The sequence below is a fragment of the Bacillus cereus group sp. Bc010 genome (assembly GCF_027716745.1).
Lineage (GTDB): Bacteria > Bacillota > Bacilli > Bacillales > Bacillaceae_G > Bacillus_A > Bacillus_A pacificus.
The window spans coordinates 38,558-52,407 of sequence record NZ_JAQFUY010000011.1; the positions used below are offsets into that span (position 1 = coordinate 38,558).

Genomic DNA, 13,850 nt, shown 5'->3' on the forward strand with positions numbered 1-13,850 from the left:
GAAACGAAACCTCACTTATTTTATTAACCATACACTCATTACTGAATAGAGTTGATGTAAATTTAATGGTTTACTTATATAATCTGAAGCGCCAGCAGATAAACATTTTTCCTTATCATTTGGCATTGCTTTCGCAGTTAATGCGATAATAGGTATTTCATGTAATCCTAAGTTCATTCGGATATGTTCCATCGTTTCATAACCGTCCATATTCGGCATCATAATATCCATTAAAATAAGGTCGATATTTGTATTGTTTTTTAGTATGTCTAAACACTCTATACCGTTTTGTGCAGTAATAATGTTAGCATGTTGTTTTTCTAGTGCATTTTGTAACGCAAATATATTTCGATGATCATCATCGACAATTAAAATGGTTTTCTCTTGGAAGACGTTATTAGTTTCTGGAATCACGATAGTTTCCTCCACAACTTCAGCAGGAATAACTTCATCTACCGTTGCTGCCACTTCTAAATTGGATACTTGTATATCAGTTAATCCATTTGGAAGGTTAGGAATATATACAGTGAAAGTACTGCCTTCTCCTACATGACTCTGTAACGTAATCCAACCACCTAACAATCTAGCAAACTCTTTACAAATAGATAATCCTAAGCCTGTACCACCATATTTTCGAATCGTTGCGCCATCTGCCTGTTGAAAGGCTTCGAAAATAAGTTGCTGCTGTTCTTTAGCGATACCAATACCAGTATCTTTTACCGAAATGGTCATCCAATCATTACTGATAGACTGCATTTCATGGCTCAAATTAGTTGCTTCTATTGAATCGAAATGTAAAGAGACAGATCCTTTTTCCGTAAATTTAAATGCATTGGATAATAAATTTTTAATAATTTGTTCAATCCGTTTTGCATCTGTATAAAACAGATTAGGAATCGTGTCACTGTCTTCAACAGTAAATTCTACATTTTTTTGTGCAGCGATATGTAAGAAGTTTTGCTGCATACTTGCTGCCATATCACTTATGTTCGTTGCTTCAAAAATGACATCTAGTTTTCCAGCTTCTACTTTCGATAAATCTAGTATGTCATTAATTAAAGTAAGCAAATCTTTTCCTGATGAATGAATAACGGTTGCCAATTCAATTTCATCATCGGATAGATGATTGTCATGATTTTCTTTTAACATTTCAGATAATAGTAAAATACTATTTAATGGTGTGCGTAATTCATGTGACATATTTGCTAGAAATTCTGATTTGTATTTTGAGCTACGTAACAATTCGCTTGCTTTTTCTTCTAATTCTAATTTCGTAATTTGTAAGTCAGCTGTCTTTTGTTCGGCCTCTTCCGTTCTAGATTCTAATTGTTCATTCGTTGTTCGTAATTCTTCGGCTTGCATTTGTAGTTCTTCCGCTTGCGTTTGCAATTCTTCTGATTGAACTTGTAACTCTTCTGTCATTGCTTGTGATTCATGTAAAAGGGTTTGAATTCGCATACGTCCCATAATGCTATGGATTGTTAAACCTAGATTATCAACAGTTTGTTGAATGAAATCTTGATGTAAGTCTGAAATCTCAGTTACACTTACTAACTCCATTACTGCAATTACTTCATCTTCAAATAAGACAGGGATGACTAGTATATTTTTAGGACGTATTTCTAATAATCCAGTAGTAACGTAACGAAACTCTTCAGGTATGTCCCTCAGAATAAAACTTTTCTTTTCTAAAGCAGACTGTCCAATGAAACCTTCACCCATTTTAATAGAGTGTTTTCCAATATCAGCACCTTGCTCAGCGAAAGAAGCTTTCTTTACATAGTAGACAGTTTCTTCAACTTCTTCACGTACATAAAATGCACCGCAAGAAGTTTGCGTTTTTTGTATAATGCCACTCAAAATTTTGTTGCCTAACATCTCGATAGAGGATACACCTTGATACATTAAAATTAATTCTGCAAGCTCCGTTTGTAACCACTCTCTTTTCGATATTTCGTCCAGTAGGTGATTTGTTGTATGAGCAAGATCTTTTATTTCGTCATGTGTATTTACATGAATTCTTTCCGTAATTTTTTCTTTAGAAGAAATGGATTTAATAGCTTGAATTACATTTTTAATCGTTTTTGTAATGGAATTCGAAATATAGAGTGAAATGATAATGGAAATACAAGAAAGTAAGAACAATAAACTGTATAACCAAATCTCTAATTTATTATTTTCCGTATCTAATTGTGCAGCTCTTTTTTTCGTTAATTGCTCCTCAGTGCTACGGAAGTCAGTTAGCTGTGATTGCAATGATTGAATTTCGGTAGTGTCGATTTCTTGTATGTTATTACTATTATGGTTTGCAATTAACGGGTGAATTTCTTTATTTATCCAATTAGTAATATTTCCGTTAATCTGTTTTAATTTTTCTTGCTGAGATGGGTTATCTTCTAATAAAGAAAAAAGATCATGGTAATGTTTTTCATAATCTTTTTCGGCAGAGTTAAGAGATTGCAGATAATTCGCGTTATTAGAAGTGATAAAGCCCTTCGCTTTATTTTCAATTGTTAGCAATTCTTTCTCCACTTGATTCGTTAAATTAAGAACTTTAAAATCGTGATCAATAATAAAATTACGAGATTTTTGTAAATTGGAAATCTCATTGTTTAGCATAATGAAAGAAATAAGTAAGAACAAAATGATAACTAAATAACCAGCCATAATTTTGTAGCGAATACTAAATTTTGTTTCCGATTTCATTAAAAATTCCTACCTTCAAGGTTATTAAAAGTTTTCTATTTTAAAGAATGAAAAACGTAATATATATTATATCAGTTTTCATAGGGCCAAACTAGAAATCCCCCTATTGTATTAGGGGGTCTCGTTTTGAATAGAAGAAATCATTTTGAAGTATAAAACGATATATGAAAAGTAACAATTGAGGGAATAGGGGGATAACAAAACTTTTAAGAAGGAAAGAGTGTTCTTAAAGCTTTTTTTGCATCTATTCCTTCAAAGATAAATAATACAAGCTCTCTCTTTTTTACAGTAAGGAAAAATGATACTAATGTGCTTAAATTTTTAATAGCAGTAAGTGTTCCGTGTTTACTTATAAATACATTTGTTTGAAATGTTGTCATTACAGCATAAAAATGATGAATCTGCGTTATTGTAGGTGTTTCATTATAAAGAATAGTAGTAGAGTGAATGGCATTCATCGTAATATTCCTTTCCATATAATAAGCATAACAATATAAACATACCCGTTTAAAAAAATGTTAAACCTATAAAATTTAAAAAATATAATTATAGTTTTTTACGTTTAGAAAGAGTTATGGAGGGTATACATATACTACAAAGAGATTGACCGAAGATGAATTGTAAGGTTTTATACTTTTACTTTAAATAAAAAGGAGACTGTTACATATGGATAAAATGATAACGGATATTACATTTGATTTCATTTACTTGTTAAGTAGTTCTCTTGTAATCCTTTTATTATTGGCGTTTTTTGTGAATGGATATGTGAATAAAAAAATTAGTGTATATAAAAACGAAGAGTAATAAAGATATATTATATAAAACTTTAGGAGGTTAATAGTTATGAATGTGGATAGAAAAATAGTAGGTGTTTTTCAAACAATTGATGATGCGGCACTCGTTATTAATGAATTAAAGGAAAAAGGATACTCGGCAGATAACATTTCAGCTATTGCGAAAGATCAAAAGGAAATTGAACATCTGGAAGAAAAATCGGGTGAAAAAGTGAATCATGAAACTGCACATAAAGGGGATATCTTTTCAGCGACGGGACTTGTAGCAGGAGGACTCGGAGGTTTATTAACAGGTCTTGGTGTACTTGCCGTATCTGGAATGGGTCCAATTGTAGCAGCGGGACCTATCGCAGCAGCTATTGGAGGAGCCGGTATTGGCGGAGGAGCTGGAAGTTTAATAGGAGCATTTATCGGATTAGGAATCCCTGAAGAACATGCTAAAAAGTATGAAGAATATATTTACGATGGAAATATATTAATTTTAGTAGATGCAAAATTAGATGATAAGTTAGAAATCTACAAAATATTTGATAAGCATCATGCTTATAACTCTGATTTCTTTAAATAAAATGTAAACAAAGTAAATATCGTTTTTGATCTTACAACTTTGGCGCGACCGAGGAGTCGTATGACTATAAGAGAGGAAGGGTTTATAGTAAAAGATCAAGTTTTAGAGAGAAGGAGTGTCTTGTCGTGATTGTAAAAATATTAAAGGATAGTAGTAATAGCTTCCTTTGTACAGTACAAAATAAAAATGGAGAGAAGTATGTGAAGAAATGGTTTCGTAAACAGGGAAACAAGGAAGAATTAGGACGACCGACTTTTAAAGAAATAGAAAAGGACTGGAGAGAAAATAGAGAATCATTTATGTATCCTAATGTTAAAGCGCTTTATTAAACAAAATAGTCGCTGTATTCTTACAAAACTGTCACATTCCTGTAAGGTAATTCAATAGATTCATTGTTTGTTCCATGTCATAATAAAGACATAAGAAAGCTTATTCAAAATACAAATTATTAGGAGCGTGTCAGTCATGATTGTAACAACAACGTCTGGAATTCAAGGTAAAGAAATTATTGAGTATATCGATATTGTAAATGGTGAAGCTATTATGGGTGCAAATATTGTCCGCGATTTATTCGCTTCTGTTCGTGATGTTGTCGGTGGTCGTGCTGGTTCTTACGAAAGCAAACTAAAAGAAGCTCGTGATATCGCAATGGATGAAATGAAAGAACTTGCAAAACAAAAAGGCGCGAACGCTATCGTTGGTATTGACGTAGATTACGAAGTAGTTCGTGATGGAATGTTAATGGTCGCTGTAAGTGGTACAGCTGTACGTATATAAGTAAATAAAAAACAGGCTCACCCCTTAAAGCTTATGCTTTAAGGGGATTTTTTTGTCCTCGCGTCTGTTTGAGGATTATGAATAATTGTTTCCTGCTTTGCTATAAAATTCATAAGCAAAAAAACCAAATAAATAGCCGATTCCAGCTCCTAAACTTACCGCAAGAAGTGAATAATCTGGGAAAAACATGCCGAAAATCAAACCGATTATACAGCCAACGAGCATTCCCATTGGTATGAAACTATCTAATAAAACTTGAGCGTTTTTTGACTTTTTCTTACCTAATGTGCCGTTGTTATATTTATGTTTAAGCCTTCCAATCACATACACTACAATTCCTCCAACTATTACAATAGGCGCAATTGCCGTGAGTAACCACATGTTAGAGTCTCCTTTCACCTTTTAATTAAACTATACCATATATTTACAGTTTTTTAATTGAGCGGGGATGAGATCTTTCGTCTCTAACCTTTTTGGTGAATATTAATGCGGTTTTATTATTCGGAAATTGGAAAATATGTTAAAATATTGTAGATGAAAAAGGGAAGGGGGGAAACTTAAAGTTGGCATTTCATGTTGGAATATCTAATGAAATTAACGCAAGAATACGAGAAATAAAAAATGAAAGTGAAAAGGTGAATACAATTTTCTCTTGGTTAAATGAAGAATTTGAATGGGTGCAAACTGACTATGTGGACAGGACAGTAGAAGAGATTCTAGCGCGAAAAGCAGGGAATTGCGCTGAACAGGCAAAGGTAGTTGAAAAAGTATTAACTCATATCGGAATAGAAACTAGGTGGATCTTGGAAATAAATTCTCATCCCAAAAGTATGGAAAGACAAAACTTTTCTCTTCATTTAATTGAAACACATGGAGATTTCTATTCGATCTTTGGTTGGAATCATAACGACCATAGATGGCTGGAATATTACAACAAACAGCTTGAAAAATGGATTCCTATTGATACAGCATTTGGTGTTTTAGGTATAAATCATTGGTTAGAAAAGAGAATAAGTTTTACTAAAGAATCTATACCAACTACACAACAAATAATCCCTTTTTGCATTGTTGCATTACATACAAAAAGGGATGTATCAGAGATATTATCAAACTTTTATCTTATTGACCAATTTGATACATTTTACAATGGAAAGCTAAGTAAAACAATAGTATGGGAAGAATGGAAATTAGTAATTAACAAACTAACCGAAGTAGGAATAGAAACCTACAGCGGACATAGTAATCTCCACAAGTATCAAAATGAAATAAAACGTTTTAATAATCTGTATCTGAAATTAAAGCAAGAGATTCTGATCAATACTGTTAGCTAAACTGAATCCTTTTTATACGTTTCCTTTGTATTTAATAACTCATCAAAAATACTTTTCCTTTAGCTTTCTCTGCAGACTGCACAACATCAACGGCAGTTTTTACATCCGCTAAGTCATACGTAGAATGTACTTTCATAAAACGTAATTGTTTATTCTCCACTAAGCGAATTAAGTGACGAAACGTTTCTTGCCATTTATATGGCGGTACGTCTTTATTCCAATGTCGTAAATGAAATATGTTCGCGTGCACTTTTGCTTTTGTGACAATCTCTGCCCAGTCCACTTGTACTCCTGATAGAAGACCGATCGTTAAAAAGTGCCCGTTTGGACGTAAGGAGAAAGCTAATTCATTTCCATCCGGTCCCCCGATAGAATCAATCGCAGCATCCGCGCCGATCCCGTTTGTTAATGTCATAACGGTTTCATAAAGCGGGGCAGTGGAAGTATCGATTACATATGCAGCACCAAGGCGCAGTAATTCTTCTGTATGCTTATTATTTCTTGTAACGGCAATTAATCGGAAGTTTAAAATTTGTGATAACTGCGCAAAAAGATGTCCAATAGCGGATCCACAAGCATTCACTAATAAAACGTCATTACTCTGTAAGTTTAGCGTTTCTGTACATGTAACCCACGCCGTAAGAGGATTAATATACATTTGTGCCGCTGTAAAGTCATCGATAGAATCCGGAATAGGGACTACAAAATCAGCTGACGTCTTCACATACTCTTGCCAAGTACCTTCTCCGCGTAACGGTAAAACACGTTTGCCGATAAGGTCTCTCGTAACACCCGCGCCAACATCTTCGACAATACCAACACCTTCATAGCCAGGTATGTTAGGTAAAGGAATTCTATGAGCGTACGCTCCTGTTATTGGAATTAAGTCAGATGGGTTAATTGGTCTAACTAACATGCGGACTAAAACTTCATTCTCTTTTAATGGTTCTATATTTTTATATTCAACTTGTAGTACATCTTTTGGGTTGCCAAACTTGTGAAATTGAATGCATGTTCTGTGCAACATAAATGTGCCCCCTTAGTTTGATTGGATTTATTATAGCATTTTTGGTTTGGGAGTTATTTTATTGGGAATAGATTAGGAAATGAAATAGGAAGGGCAATATGAAGTAGCGGAGTATATGGTATATATCGAATTATTTCGTAAAAGGAGGGATGATATTATGTTGAACAAAAAGGAAGATGATGAAGTGATAGTTATTGATATGGTGCAATTAAATTTAGATTTTACAGTGATAGAAAATGAAACCAGCTTAATTACTAAGAGACCAAAAGACGCGCAGGAATTACGTAAGATGATTGGGACGCGTACTGTTGGTGGGAGTCGATTAGTAGAGTTATATGAAGAAGGTAAATAATGTGTAAAAAATTTCTTGTGAAATAATCTTTATAGGTTTATTTCATAGGAGATTTTTTGTGAGTATTTTTATAATATAAATGATATTAATAGTTGGATAATACCTATTATTAAATTATAATTATATATGGATTTTAAATTTAATGATTTGTAGTCAAATAAATCGATTATTAGAAGTGTGTTATTGAAATATGGAATGAAAATTATTTTATAAAGGATGTGTACAGGTGAGTTTTATTAATTCTTTTTTTGAAAAGAAATTTGAACATGCTCAGAGTTTATTTTTTGATGTGAGGTTTTTATTTTTCGGTTTTACTCTTATATCATCTTTAGGATTTCTAATTATATATAGCTTTTTATATGGATATTATTTTAGTGGTAATGAAATTTTTCAAATCTCGAATTTTAGTATCGTCTCAAATGTAATGCCTTTTAATTTACAAACCTTGACTATTACATCTATATTTTTTATTTGCATTTATTATATATTTTCAATATTTATTTCTCTAATAATTAAAAAAAAAGGGTATAAAGTTGAACACTTTTATTATATTCGTATTTACAGCATTAATATTAAATGTATCTATAACAATGTTCTTTGCTAATGAAGTGACGTTTACTAGTATGATAAGCTTTTGTTTGATATGGGGATTTGTAGGGTTAATAATATGCTATATATATGTAGCGATAAAAACAATGGAGCATACTTTCGTTACGATAAAAGGATTTGTGTTTCATATTGTAGTATTCGCATTTTCGTTATTTGTACTTAATTCTATGGGCATTTTGGGAGAGTTAGAAACTTTGAAAATAATTTCTGTTTTTTCTGTGCCCTCGCTTTTAATTATAACAACAATATTTCATTTCTTTTGTGGAAAAGAATGGTTTAAGCTGATAAGTTATTTACCAATTACGCTTATTATTTCTTCACTGTTACTACTTATATTAGAAAAATTTAATTTAATATTTATTTCCAATATAATAACTTTGAGTATATTAGTACCACTATTACATGTTATTATTCTAAAACTAATGAAATGGTTACCAAAAATAACGAAATGGTTACCAAAAATGTCGGAGATTAAAAGGAAATTTAGTATTAATACAAAAATTGATTGGGGAATGAAAGAAGGGAAAGAAAATAAGGGTTTTGTTTATAATGTGATATCTCAATGTTATAGCATGCTTTCAAATAAAGCTAATAATGCACCAAAGCTAGCAATTGGACTTATACTATTATTAGCCTTTGTATTATTACCTAGGCTGTCTTTATCGTGTGGACAATTAATAAGAATGATAAATCAATCTTATGAAAAACCAATTAAAATTACTTATGTAAATCAGTCGGGAAAAGAAAGTAATTTATTTGGGAATTATTACATAGAAAATAATTCAACTTTATATGTATCTAACAAATGTTGGGAATTGGAGATTATAAAACCAGTTAATTATCATATTAAATCAGTAAATAAGGAAGACGAAGAAAACAAAGAAAATAAGAAAATGTGCAAGAATCAAAATTGGTTTGATATTTTTGTTAAATAAAGAAGAAGCTGTTTCAAAAATTTCGTTTGTAACGAAATTTTGGTACAGCTTCTTTTACATACTAATATAAATTACGTTTTAACAATGGATATAACCTATTTACCTATTAAGCCGAAGCTCTCTTCATTCTCTCAAGTAAACTAGATAACACATGCGTACGATACGACTCTAGTTTTTACCCTCATAAGTACGGATACCTAATTTTTTAAGTTCTTTTACATACCAACCTTTGCTTCCGAAATACATGTAATCGCTCCCCTTCAACTTTGTTTTATTTGTTCTGATTGCATATGGAGGTACAGGTAATATAATGAAGGAAATGAATTTCGCGCGAAAATGGTTAACTTTGTTGCAAAAGACATATATACTAAAGGTAGTATATAACGAGGTGGGCAAGACGTGATTATAGAGAAGCACGAAATTCAAATTGACCAAATTACGAGCGGTAAAGTGAATATCTTTACTTTCTATAGAAATAGAAAGCAAATTGATGATTATTTTTTACGATTGCAAGAACCATCGCTTACAGCAAACTACTTCTTCCATTTTCATTTTGATGCAGAGAGCTTGCATCTACTGCAGAAAGAGTTTCCAAGCGTATATCCGTACGACGGTAGTGAAACGATTCACGACTGGACGGAAAAGATGAAAGCGGAATTGCAACATCAGATCCAAACAGGAAAATGGAATAAGCGCGTACGTATCGGTAATCGCATTCTAGATGTGGTGTTTACGTGGTGTGACGAAGATATAGTAGAGTGAAAAAGAAGCGGATGACGCTTCTTTTTTTAGCGCTGGAATAAAACGAGCTTACCTGCAGAAGATGTGCAGCGATGTGTTTTTTCGTACAATCCTTTTTCTCGTAAAATAGATTCACCTTTTGCTTTCGCTTCTTTTTCAGTTGCCGCCTCGAATGATTCGTCTAATGCTTTTGAACCATCTTTTTCAAAGACTGTTAGAACGTATACTCCCATGAAAATTCCCTCCAATAATAAAAATCAGAATCTTATAACTATTTTGGCATAAATCACTAGAATATGCAAAGAAATATATGACATTGCGTGTTACAATAAGGTGAAACTTTTGAAACATAGAAAGGATCGTTATTTGTGAAACAAGTGAAGTTTATACATGCGGCTGATTTGCATTTGGATAGTCCGTTTAAAGGGATGGAGATGAATGTATCGCAGTCTGTTTGGGAGAGAATGAAACAAAGTACGTTTGAATCGTTCGAACGTATTGTTGATAAAGCGATTCAAGAGCGCGTTGATTTCGTATTGCTAGCCGGGGATTTGTATGATGAGGAGACGAGAAGTTTGAGGGCGCAAGTGTTTGTGCGCGAGCAAATGAAGAGACTGTCGCAGTACGATATCCCTGTTTTTATTATTCACGGTAACCACGATCATTTAGGAGGAAGCTGGGCAGCAATTGAGTTTCCGGAAAATGTTCATGTGTTTACGGAACCGTATGTAGAAGAGAAATCATTTTATAAAAATGGTGAGCTATTCGCTTCTATTTATGGGTTTAGTTATTTGCAGCAAGCGGTAACGGATAATATGACAGCGCAGTATACGAAAATGAGTGATGCGCCTTTTCATATTGGTATGCTTCACGGAAGTGTGGAAGGAGATGCAGAGCATAATCGCTATGCACCGTTTCAAATTCGTGAGTTGAAAGAAAAGCAGTTTGATTATTGGGCTCTTGGCCATATACATAAACGTGAAATTTTATCAGAAGAGCCATACATTATTTATCCAGGGAATATACAAGGTCGTCATCGTAAGGAAACAGGCGAGAAGGGTGCGTACCTTATTGAACTTACGAAACAAGGAACGCAATGTTCATTTTTCCATACGGCAGATGTTGTATGGGATGAAATCGAAGTTTGTATTGATGGACTTGAAACTGTTGATGAACTTATGACAGCAGTGTCAACTGCGATGAATGAGTGCCGAAGAGAAGAGGAAGGTACGCTATTAACTGTCGTATTTACAGGACAGGGGCCACTTTCTCCTTATTTACGTGATGAAAAACGTGTGGAAGAAATTTTTCATATTTTAACAGCTGGCGAAGAGCGAAAAGATTTTGTATACGCGATGAAGTGGAAGAATGAGACGGTTTCTTTTGCGGAAATCGAGCGGTTGAAAGAAGAAAATCATTTCGTCGGTAGCGTGCTAAAAGAGTTAGAAGCTTTCACCAATATGGACGGCGTGCTGCGCAGTATTTGGACATCTCCTGTAGCGCGTAATAGTATTGAATCTTTTACAGAAGAAGAGAAGAAAGAGATTCAAAAGGAAGCAGAAAATATTATTTTAGAACAATTATTCCAGCAAGAGAGGGATAAGAAATGAGAATGGAAAAACTCCATATTTATGGGTACGGAAAATTAGAAAATGTGGAAATGGATCTGTCAATGCTGACGGTGTTATACGGTGAAAATGAAGCGGGGAAATCGACAATTCGCTCGTTTATGAAAAGTATTTTATTCGGTTTTCCGACGAGAGGACAGCGCCGTTATGAACCGAAAGAAGGCGGCAAGTATGGCGGGGCGATGACTGTACAAACAGAAAAGTACGGCCGTTTGAAAATTGAACGATTGCCAAAGACGGCCGCTGGTGAAGTAACCGTTTATTTTGAAGACGGGAAAACGGGCGGCGAGGAAATTTTACACGATATATTAAGCGGGATGAATGAGAGCTTATTTGAATCTGTCTTTTCATTTGATATGCACGGTCTTCAAAACATTCATCAGCTTGGTGAAGCGGATATTGGCAATTATTTATTTTCAGCAAGCGCAGTCGGAAGTGATGCGTTATTGCAGCTCGATAAAAAGCTAGAAAAAGAAATGGACCAGCGTTTTAAGCCGAGTGGTCGTAAGCCAGAAATTAACGTGTCACTGCAAGAAATAAAGAAGCTGGAAGAGAAGATGAAAGAGTGGCAAGGGTAACTAACTGTTACAATTTATTTAACCAATTATAACCAAAGTTAATTAAATATATCAGTAAGCCCTGCTAGTCAAGTGATTGGCTAGTAGTGAGGGTTAACTGCGGGCAATCCCTAAAGCTGATTGAACTACAACGTGGCTAGAAATGGCGAGCGTGAATGTCGCGAAAGCAGAAAAAATCAATCAGATGGTGCAAGGTTAAATCCTAAACACTAGAACAATGGGTCTTCCGCCTCGAATCATCTAAGTCAAAAGTGATAAGATGAACGTTCAACGACTATCTCGTATAACTGACGAGAGTACACCACAAGCCTATGGTGGTGGAAAAATCCTCTATCTCTAAAGAGATAAACATATAGTCTGCGCTCATGTGAAAACATGAGAAGTTCATAAGAGAACTGGCTAAGGAATTGCGCCCTTAGTTGAACGAGATACATTTAATTAAATCTATCAAACCTCATTGAATATACAGAACGTATGTGCTATGGTGGTTTCAATGAGGTAAGAATAATAATGAAATTTTCACGAGTTAGTCAAGTATCAGAATTAACAGGTTTGCATCCGAGTGCTCTCAGGAGAATGCTGGTGGAACACGCTACGATTCAGAAGAACAAATCTTTCATTAAAGGAGTTACATTCTAATGATATTGGCGAAGAAAGTTAGACTGATTCCAACGCCTGAACAAGAACAAGTGCTTAGAAACCATGCCGGTGCTGCAAGATTCGCTTATAACTATTGTAAAAGAATGAGTGATAGATACTATAAGCTATTTGGAAAATCTGTTTCACAGTTAGCTTTACAGAAACGATTTACAAAGATCAAGAAGCGAAAGAGATATGAGTGGTTAAATGACATCAACGCACAAGTTCCCAAACAGGCTTCAAAAGATTTTGATAAGGCGAGAAAACATTCGTTCAAAAAGTACAAAAATGGGTATCACACTTCTTATAAATCAAAAAAGATTTAATCCAAGGATTTTATGCCAATTATGAAAGACTGATTATAGGAAAGAAAGTCGTTCATATTCAGTCTATTGGAGAAGTGAAAACAAGCCAACAACTACCAAGAAACAAAAAACCATTCAATCCAAGAGTTACCTTTGATGGTCGTCACTGGTGGATTAGTGTAGGATTCCAAGAATCCTTTGAATCACAAGAACTAACGAATGAGTCGATTGGTGTGGATGTTGGTTTAAAAGAGCTGTTTGTAGCTTCTAATGGTACGAAAGAACGAAATATAAACAAAGATGCCAAGGTTAAAAAACTTTTGAAAAGGAAAAAGTCAGCACAAAGAGCTATGTCTAGAAGATTTAAAAAAGGTGTGAAAATTCAATCTGCTGGATATGAAAAAGCGAAAGCTGAGCACCTGCGGTTATCTAGAAAAATTACGAATATCCGAAATAACCATATCCATCAAGCAACAGCTAAATTGGTGAAAACCAAACCAATGAGAATTGTTGTGGAAGACTTATCTATCTCAAACCTGTTAAAAAACAAAAAACTATCGAAAGCATTTTTATTTCAAAAATTACACTTCTTCTTTCAATGTTTATCATATAAGTGCGAGAAGTATGGCATTGCGTATGTAAAAGCTGATAAATGGTTCGCCTCAAGCAAGATTTGTTCATGTTGCGGAGTTAAATACGACCATTCAGTTCAACCAGAAGGACAGTGGAGTTTAAAAATACGTGAGTGGCGTTGTGTTCCATGCAATAGCCATCACGATAGGGATTTGAATGCTTCGATAAATTTATCAAGATGGGTAAAATAAATGCTTGATAATAGGAGGTAACGATACTGCCTCGTG

At 33.9% G+C, this 13,850-nt stretch carries 14 protein-coding genes and 3 pseudogenes; 11 read left to right on the forward strand and 6 right to left on the reverse strand.

Annotated features, from left to right (window positions below):
• Nucleotides 1–15 precede the first annotated feature (15 nt).
• Both PDQ68_RS14260 and PDQ68_RS14265 read right to left on the reverse strand, forming a co-directional pair.
• Complete coding sequence (locus PDQ68_RS14260; RefSeq protein ID WP_061182809.1) at nt 16–2,706, reverse strand: response regulator; 2,691 nt, start codon at nt 2,704–2,706, stop codon at nt 16–18.
• Between the two features lie 206 nt (nt 2,707–2,912).
• Nucleotides 2,913–3,164, reverse strand: a complete 252-nt coding sequence (locus tag PDQ68_RS14265) for a hypothetical protein (RefSeq protein WP_000991343.1) — start codon at nt 3,162–3,164, stop codon at nt 2,913–2,915.
• A gap of 208 nt (nt 3,165–3,372) precedes the next feature.
• Between PDQ68_RS14265 and PDQ68_RS14270 the strand changes: the two genes are divergently transcribed.
• The 4 genes from PDQ68_RS14270 (at nt 3,373) to PDQ68_RS14285 (ending at nt 4,845) form a co-directional block, all read left to right on the forward strand.
• The gene (locus PDQ68_RS14270; RefSeq protein WP_000359813.1) at nt 3,373–3,510 is read left to right on the forward strand and encodes a hypothetical protein; all 138 of its coding nucleotides are present in this window, start codon (nt 3,373–3,375) and stop codon (nt 3,508–3,510) included.
• Nucleotides 3,511–3,549: 39 nt separating this feature from the next.
• On the forward strand, nt 3,550–4,068 hold the full coding sequence (locus PDQ68_RS14275) for a general stress protein (protein WP_270786872.1): 519 nt from the start codon (nt 3,550–3,552) through the stop codon (nt 4,066–4,068).
• A 125-nt stretch (nt 4,069–4,193) separates the two neighbouring features.
• A complete protein-coding gene (locus PDQ68_RS14280; RefSeq protein WP_061182807.1) occupies nt 4,194–4,397 on the forward strand; it encodes a DUF4028 family protein in 204 nt (67 codons plus the stop codon).
• Nucleotides 4,398–4,533: 136 nt separating this feature from the next.
• The gene (locus PDQ68_RS14285) at nt 4,534–4,845 is read left to right on the forward strand and encodes a YbjQ family protein (RefSeq protein WP_000637510.1); all 312 of its coding nucleotides are present in this window, start codon (nt 4,534–4,536) and stop codon (nt 4,843–4,845) included.
• Between the two features lie 75 nt (nt 4,846–4,920).
• Here PDQ68_RS14285 and PDQ68_RS14290 read toward each other — a convergent pair whose 3' ends face one another.
• Nucleotides 4,921–5,226: a hypothetical protein gene (locus PDQ68_RS14290; RefSeq protein WP_016716696.1), complete on the reverse strand. Its 306-nt coding sequence runs from the start codon at nt 5,224–5,226 to the stop codon at nt 4,921–4,923.
• A 182-nt stretch (nt 5,227–5,408) separates the two neighbouring features.
• On the opposite strand from PDQ68_RS14290, the gene PDQ68_RS14295 reads away from it, so the two are divergent.
• Nucleotides 5,409–6,176 (forward strand): transglutaminase-like domain-containing protein, encoded by a 768-nt coding sequence (locus tag PDQ68_RS14295; RefSeq protein ID WP_000864010.1) that lies wholly within the window; start codon nt 5,409–5,411, stop codon nt 6,174–6,176.
• Nucleotides 6,177–6,207: 31 nt separating this feature from the next.
• Here PDQ68_RS14295 and PDQ68_RS14300 read toward each other — a convergent pair whose 3' ends face one another.
• A complete protein-coding gene (locus tag PDQ68_RS14300) occupies nt 6,208–7,203 on the reverse strand; it encodes a zinc-dependent alcohol dehydrogenase family protein (protein ID WP_061182806.1) in 996 nt (331 codons plus the stop codon).
• Between the two features lie 157 nt (nt 7,204–7,360).
• Between PDQ68_RS14300 and PDQ68_RS14305 the strand changes: the two genes are divergently transcribed.
• Nucleotides 7,361–7,555 (forward strand): hypothetical protein, encoded by a 195-nt coding sequence (locus PDQ68_RS14305; RefSeq protein ID WP_061182805.1) that lies wholly within the window; start codon nt 7,361–7,363, stop codon nt 7,553–7,555.
• An 803-nt stretch (nt 7,556–8,358) separates the two neighbouring features.
• The gene (locus PDQ68_RS14310; RefSeq protein WP_270786873.1) at nt 8,359–9,099 is read left to right on the forward strand and encodes a hypothetical protein; all 741 of its coding nucleotides are present in this window, start codon (nt 8,359–8,361) and stop codon (nt 9,097–9,099) included.
• A 106-nt stretch (nt 9,100–9,205) separates the two neighbouring features.
• Here PDQ68_RS14310 and PDQ68_RS14315 read toward each other — a convergent pair.
• Nucleotides 9,206–9,345: pseudogene (locus PDQ68_RS14315) on the reverse strand (YflJ family protein).
• A 153-nt stretch (nt 9,346–9,498) separates the two neighbouring features.
• Between PDQ68_RS14315 and PDQ68_RS14320 the strand changes: the two are divergent.
• Nucleotides 9,499–9,861: a hypothetical protein gene (locus PDQ68_RS14320; RefSeq protein WP_061182804.1), complete on the forward strand. Its 363-nt coding sequence runs from the start codon at nt 9,499–9,501 to the stop codon at nt 9,859–9,861.
• A gap of 26 nt (nt 9,862–9,887) precedes the next feature.
• Here the strand turns inward: PDQ68_RS14320 and PDQ68_RS14325 are convergent, their stop codons facing one another.
• Entirely contained in the window at nt 9,888–10,073 is a 186-nt protein-coding gene (locus tag PDQ68_RS14325; protein ID WP_000539553.1) for a YhzD family protein, read from the reverse strand.
• Nucleotides 10,074–10,208: 135 nt separating this feature from the next.
• Here PDQ68_RS14325 and PDQ68_RS14330 point away from each other — a divergent pair, with 135 nt between their 5' ends.
• The 3 genes and pseudogenes from PDQ68_RS14330 (at nt 10,209) to PDQ68_RS14340 (ending at nt 13,814) form a co-directional block, all read left to right on the forward strand.
• Entirely contained in the window at nt 10,209–11,450 is a 1,242-nt protein-coding gene (locus tag PDQ68_RS14330; RefSeq protein WP_016716701.1) for a metallophosphoesterase family protein, read from the forward strand.
• Nucleotides 11,447–12,043, forward strand: a pseudogene (locus tag PDQ68_RS14335) (AAA family ATPase); the annotation flags it as partial. The gene PDQ68_RS14330 and the pseudogene PDQ68_RS14335, both read left to right, overlap by 4 nt.
• Nucleotides 12,044–12,684: 641 nt before the next feature.
• Nucleotides 12,685–13,814, forward strand: a pseudogene (locus PDQ68_RS14340) (RNA-guided endonuclease InsQ/TnpB family protein).
• Nucleotides 13,815–13,850 lie beyond the last annotated feature (36 nt).

Excerpts from the sequence above, each read along its gene's own strand:
- PDQ68_RS14260 (WP_061182809.1), bottom strand. The coding sequence starts at position 2,706 with ATGAAATCGGAAACAAAATTTAGTATTCGCTACAAAATTATGGCTGGT.
- PDQ68_RS14265 (WP_000991343.1), bottom strand. The coding sequence starts at position 3,164 with ATGAATGCCATTCACTCTACTACTATTCTTTATAATGAAACACCTACA.
- PDQ68_RS14270 (WP_000359813.1), top strand. The coding sequence starts at position 3,373 with ATGGATAAAATGATAACGGATATTACATTTGATTTCATTTACTTGTTA.
- PDQ68_RS14275 (WP_270786872.1), top strand. The coding sequence starts at position 3,550 with ATGAATGTGGATAGAAAAATAGTAGGTGTTTTTCAAACAATTGATGAT.
- PDQ68_RS14285 (WP_000637510.1), top strand. The coding sequence starts at position 4,534 with ATGATTGTAACAACAACGTCTGGAATTCAAGGTAAAGAAATTATTGAG.
- PDQ68_RS14290 (WP_016716696.1), bottom strand. The coding sequence starts at position 5,226 with ATGTGGTTACTCACGGCAATTGCGCCTATTGTAATAGTTGGAGGAATT.
- PDQ68_RS14300 (WP_061182806.1), bottom strand. The coding sequence starts at position 7,203 with ATGTTGCACAGAACATGCATTCAATTTCACAAGTTTGGCAACCCAAAA.
- PDQ68_RS14305 (WP_061182805.1), top strand. The coding sequence starts at position 7,361 with ATGTTGAACAAAAAGGAAGATGATGAAGTGATAGTTATTGATATGGTG.
- PDQ68_RS14325 (WP_000539553.1), bottom strand. The coding sequence starts at position 10,073 with ATGGGAGTATACGTTCTAACAGTCTTTGAAAAAGATGGTTCAAAAGCA.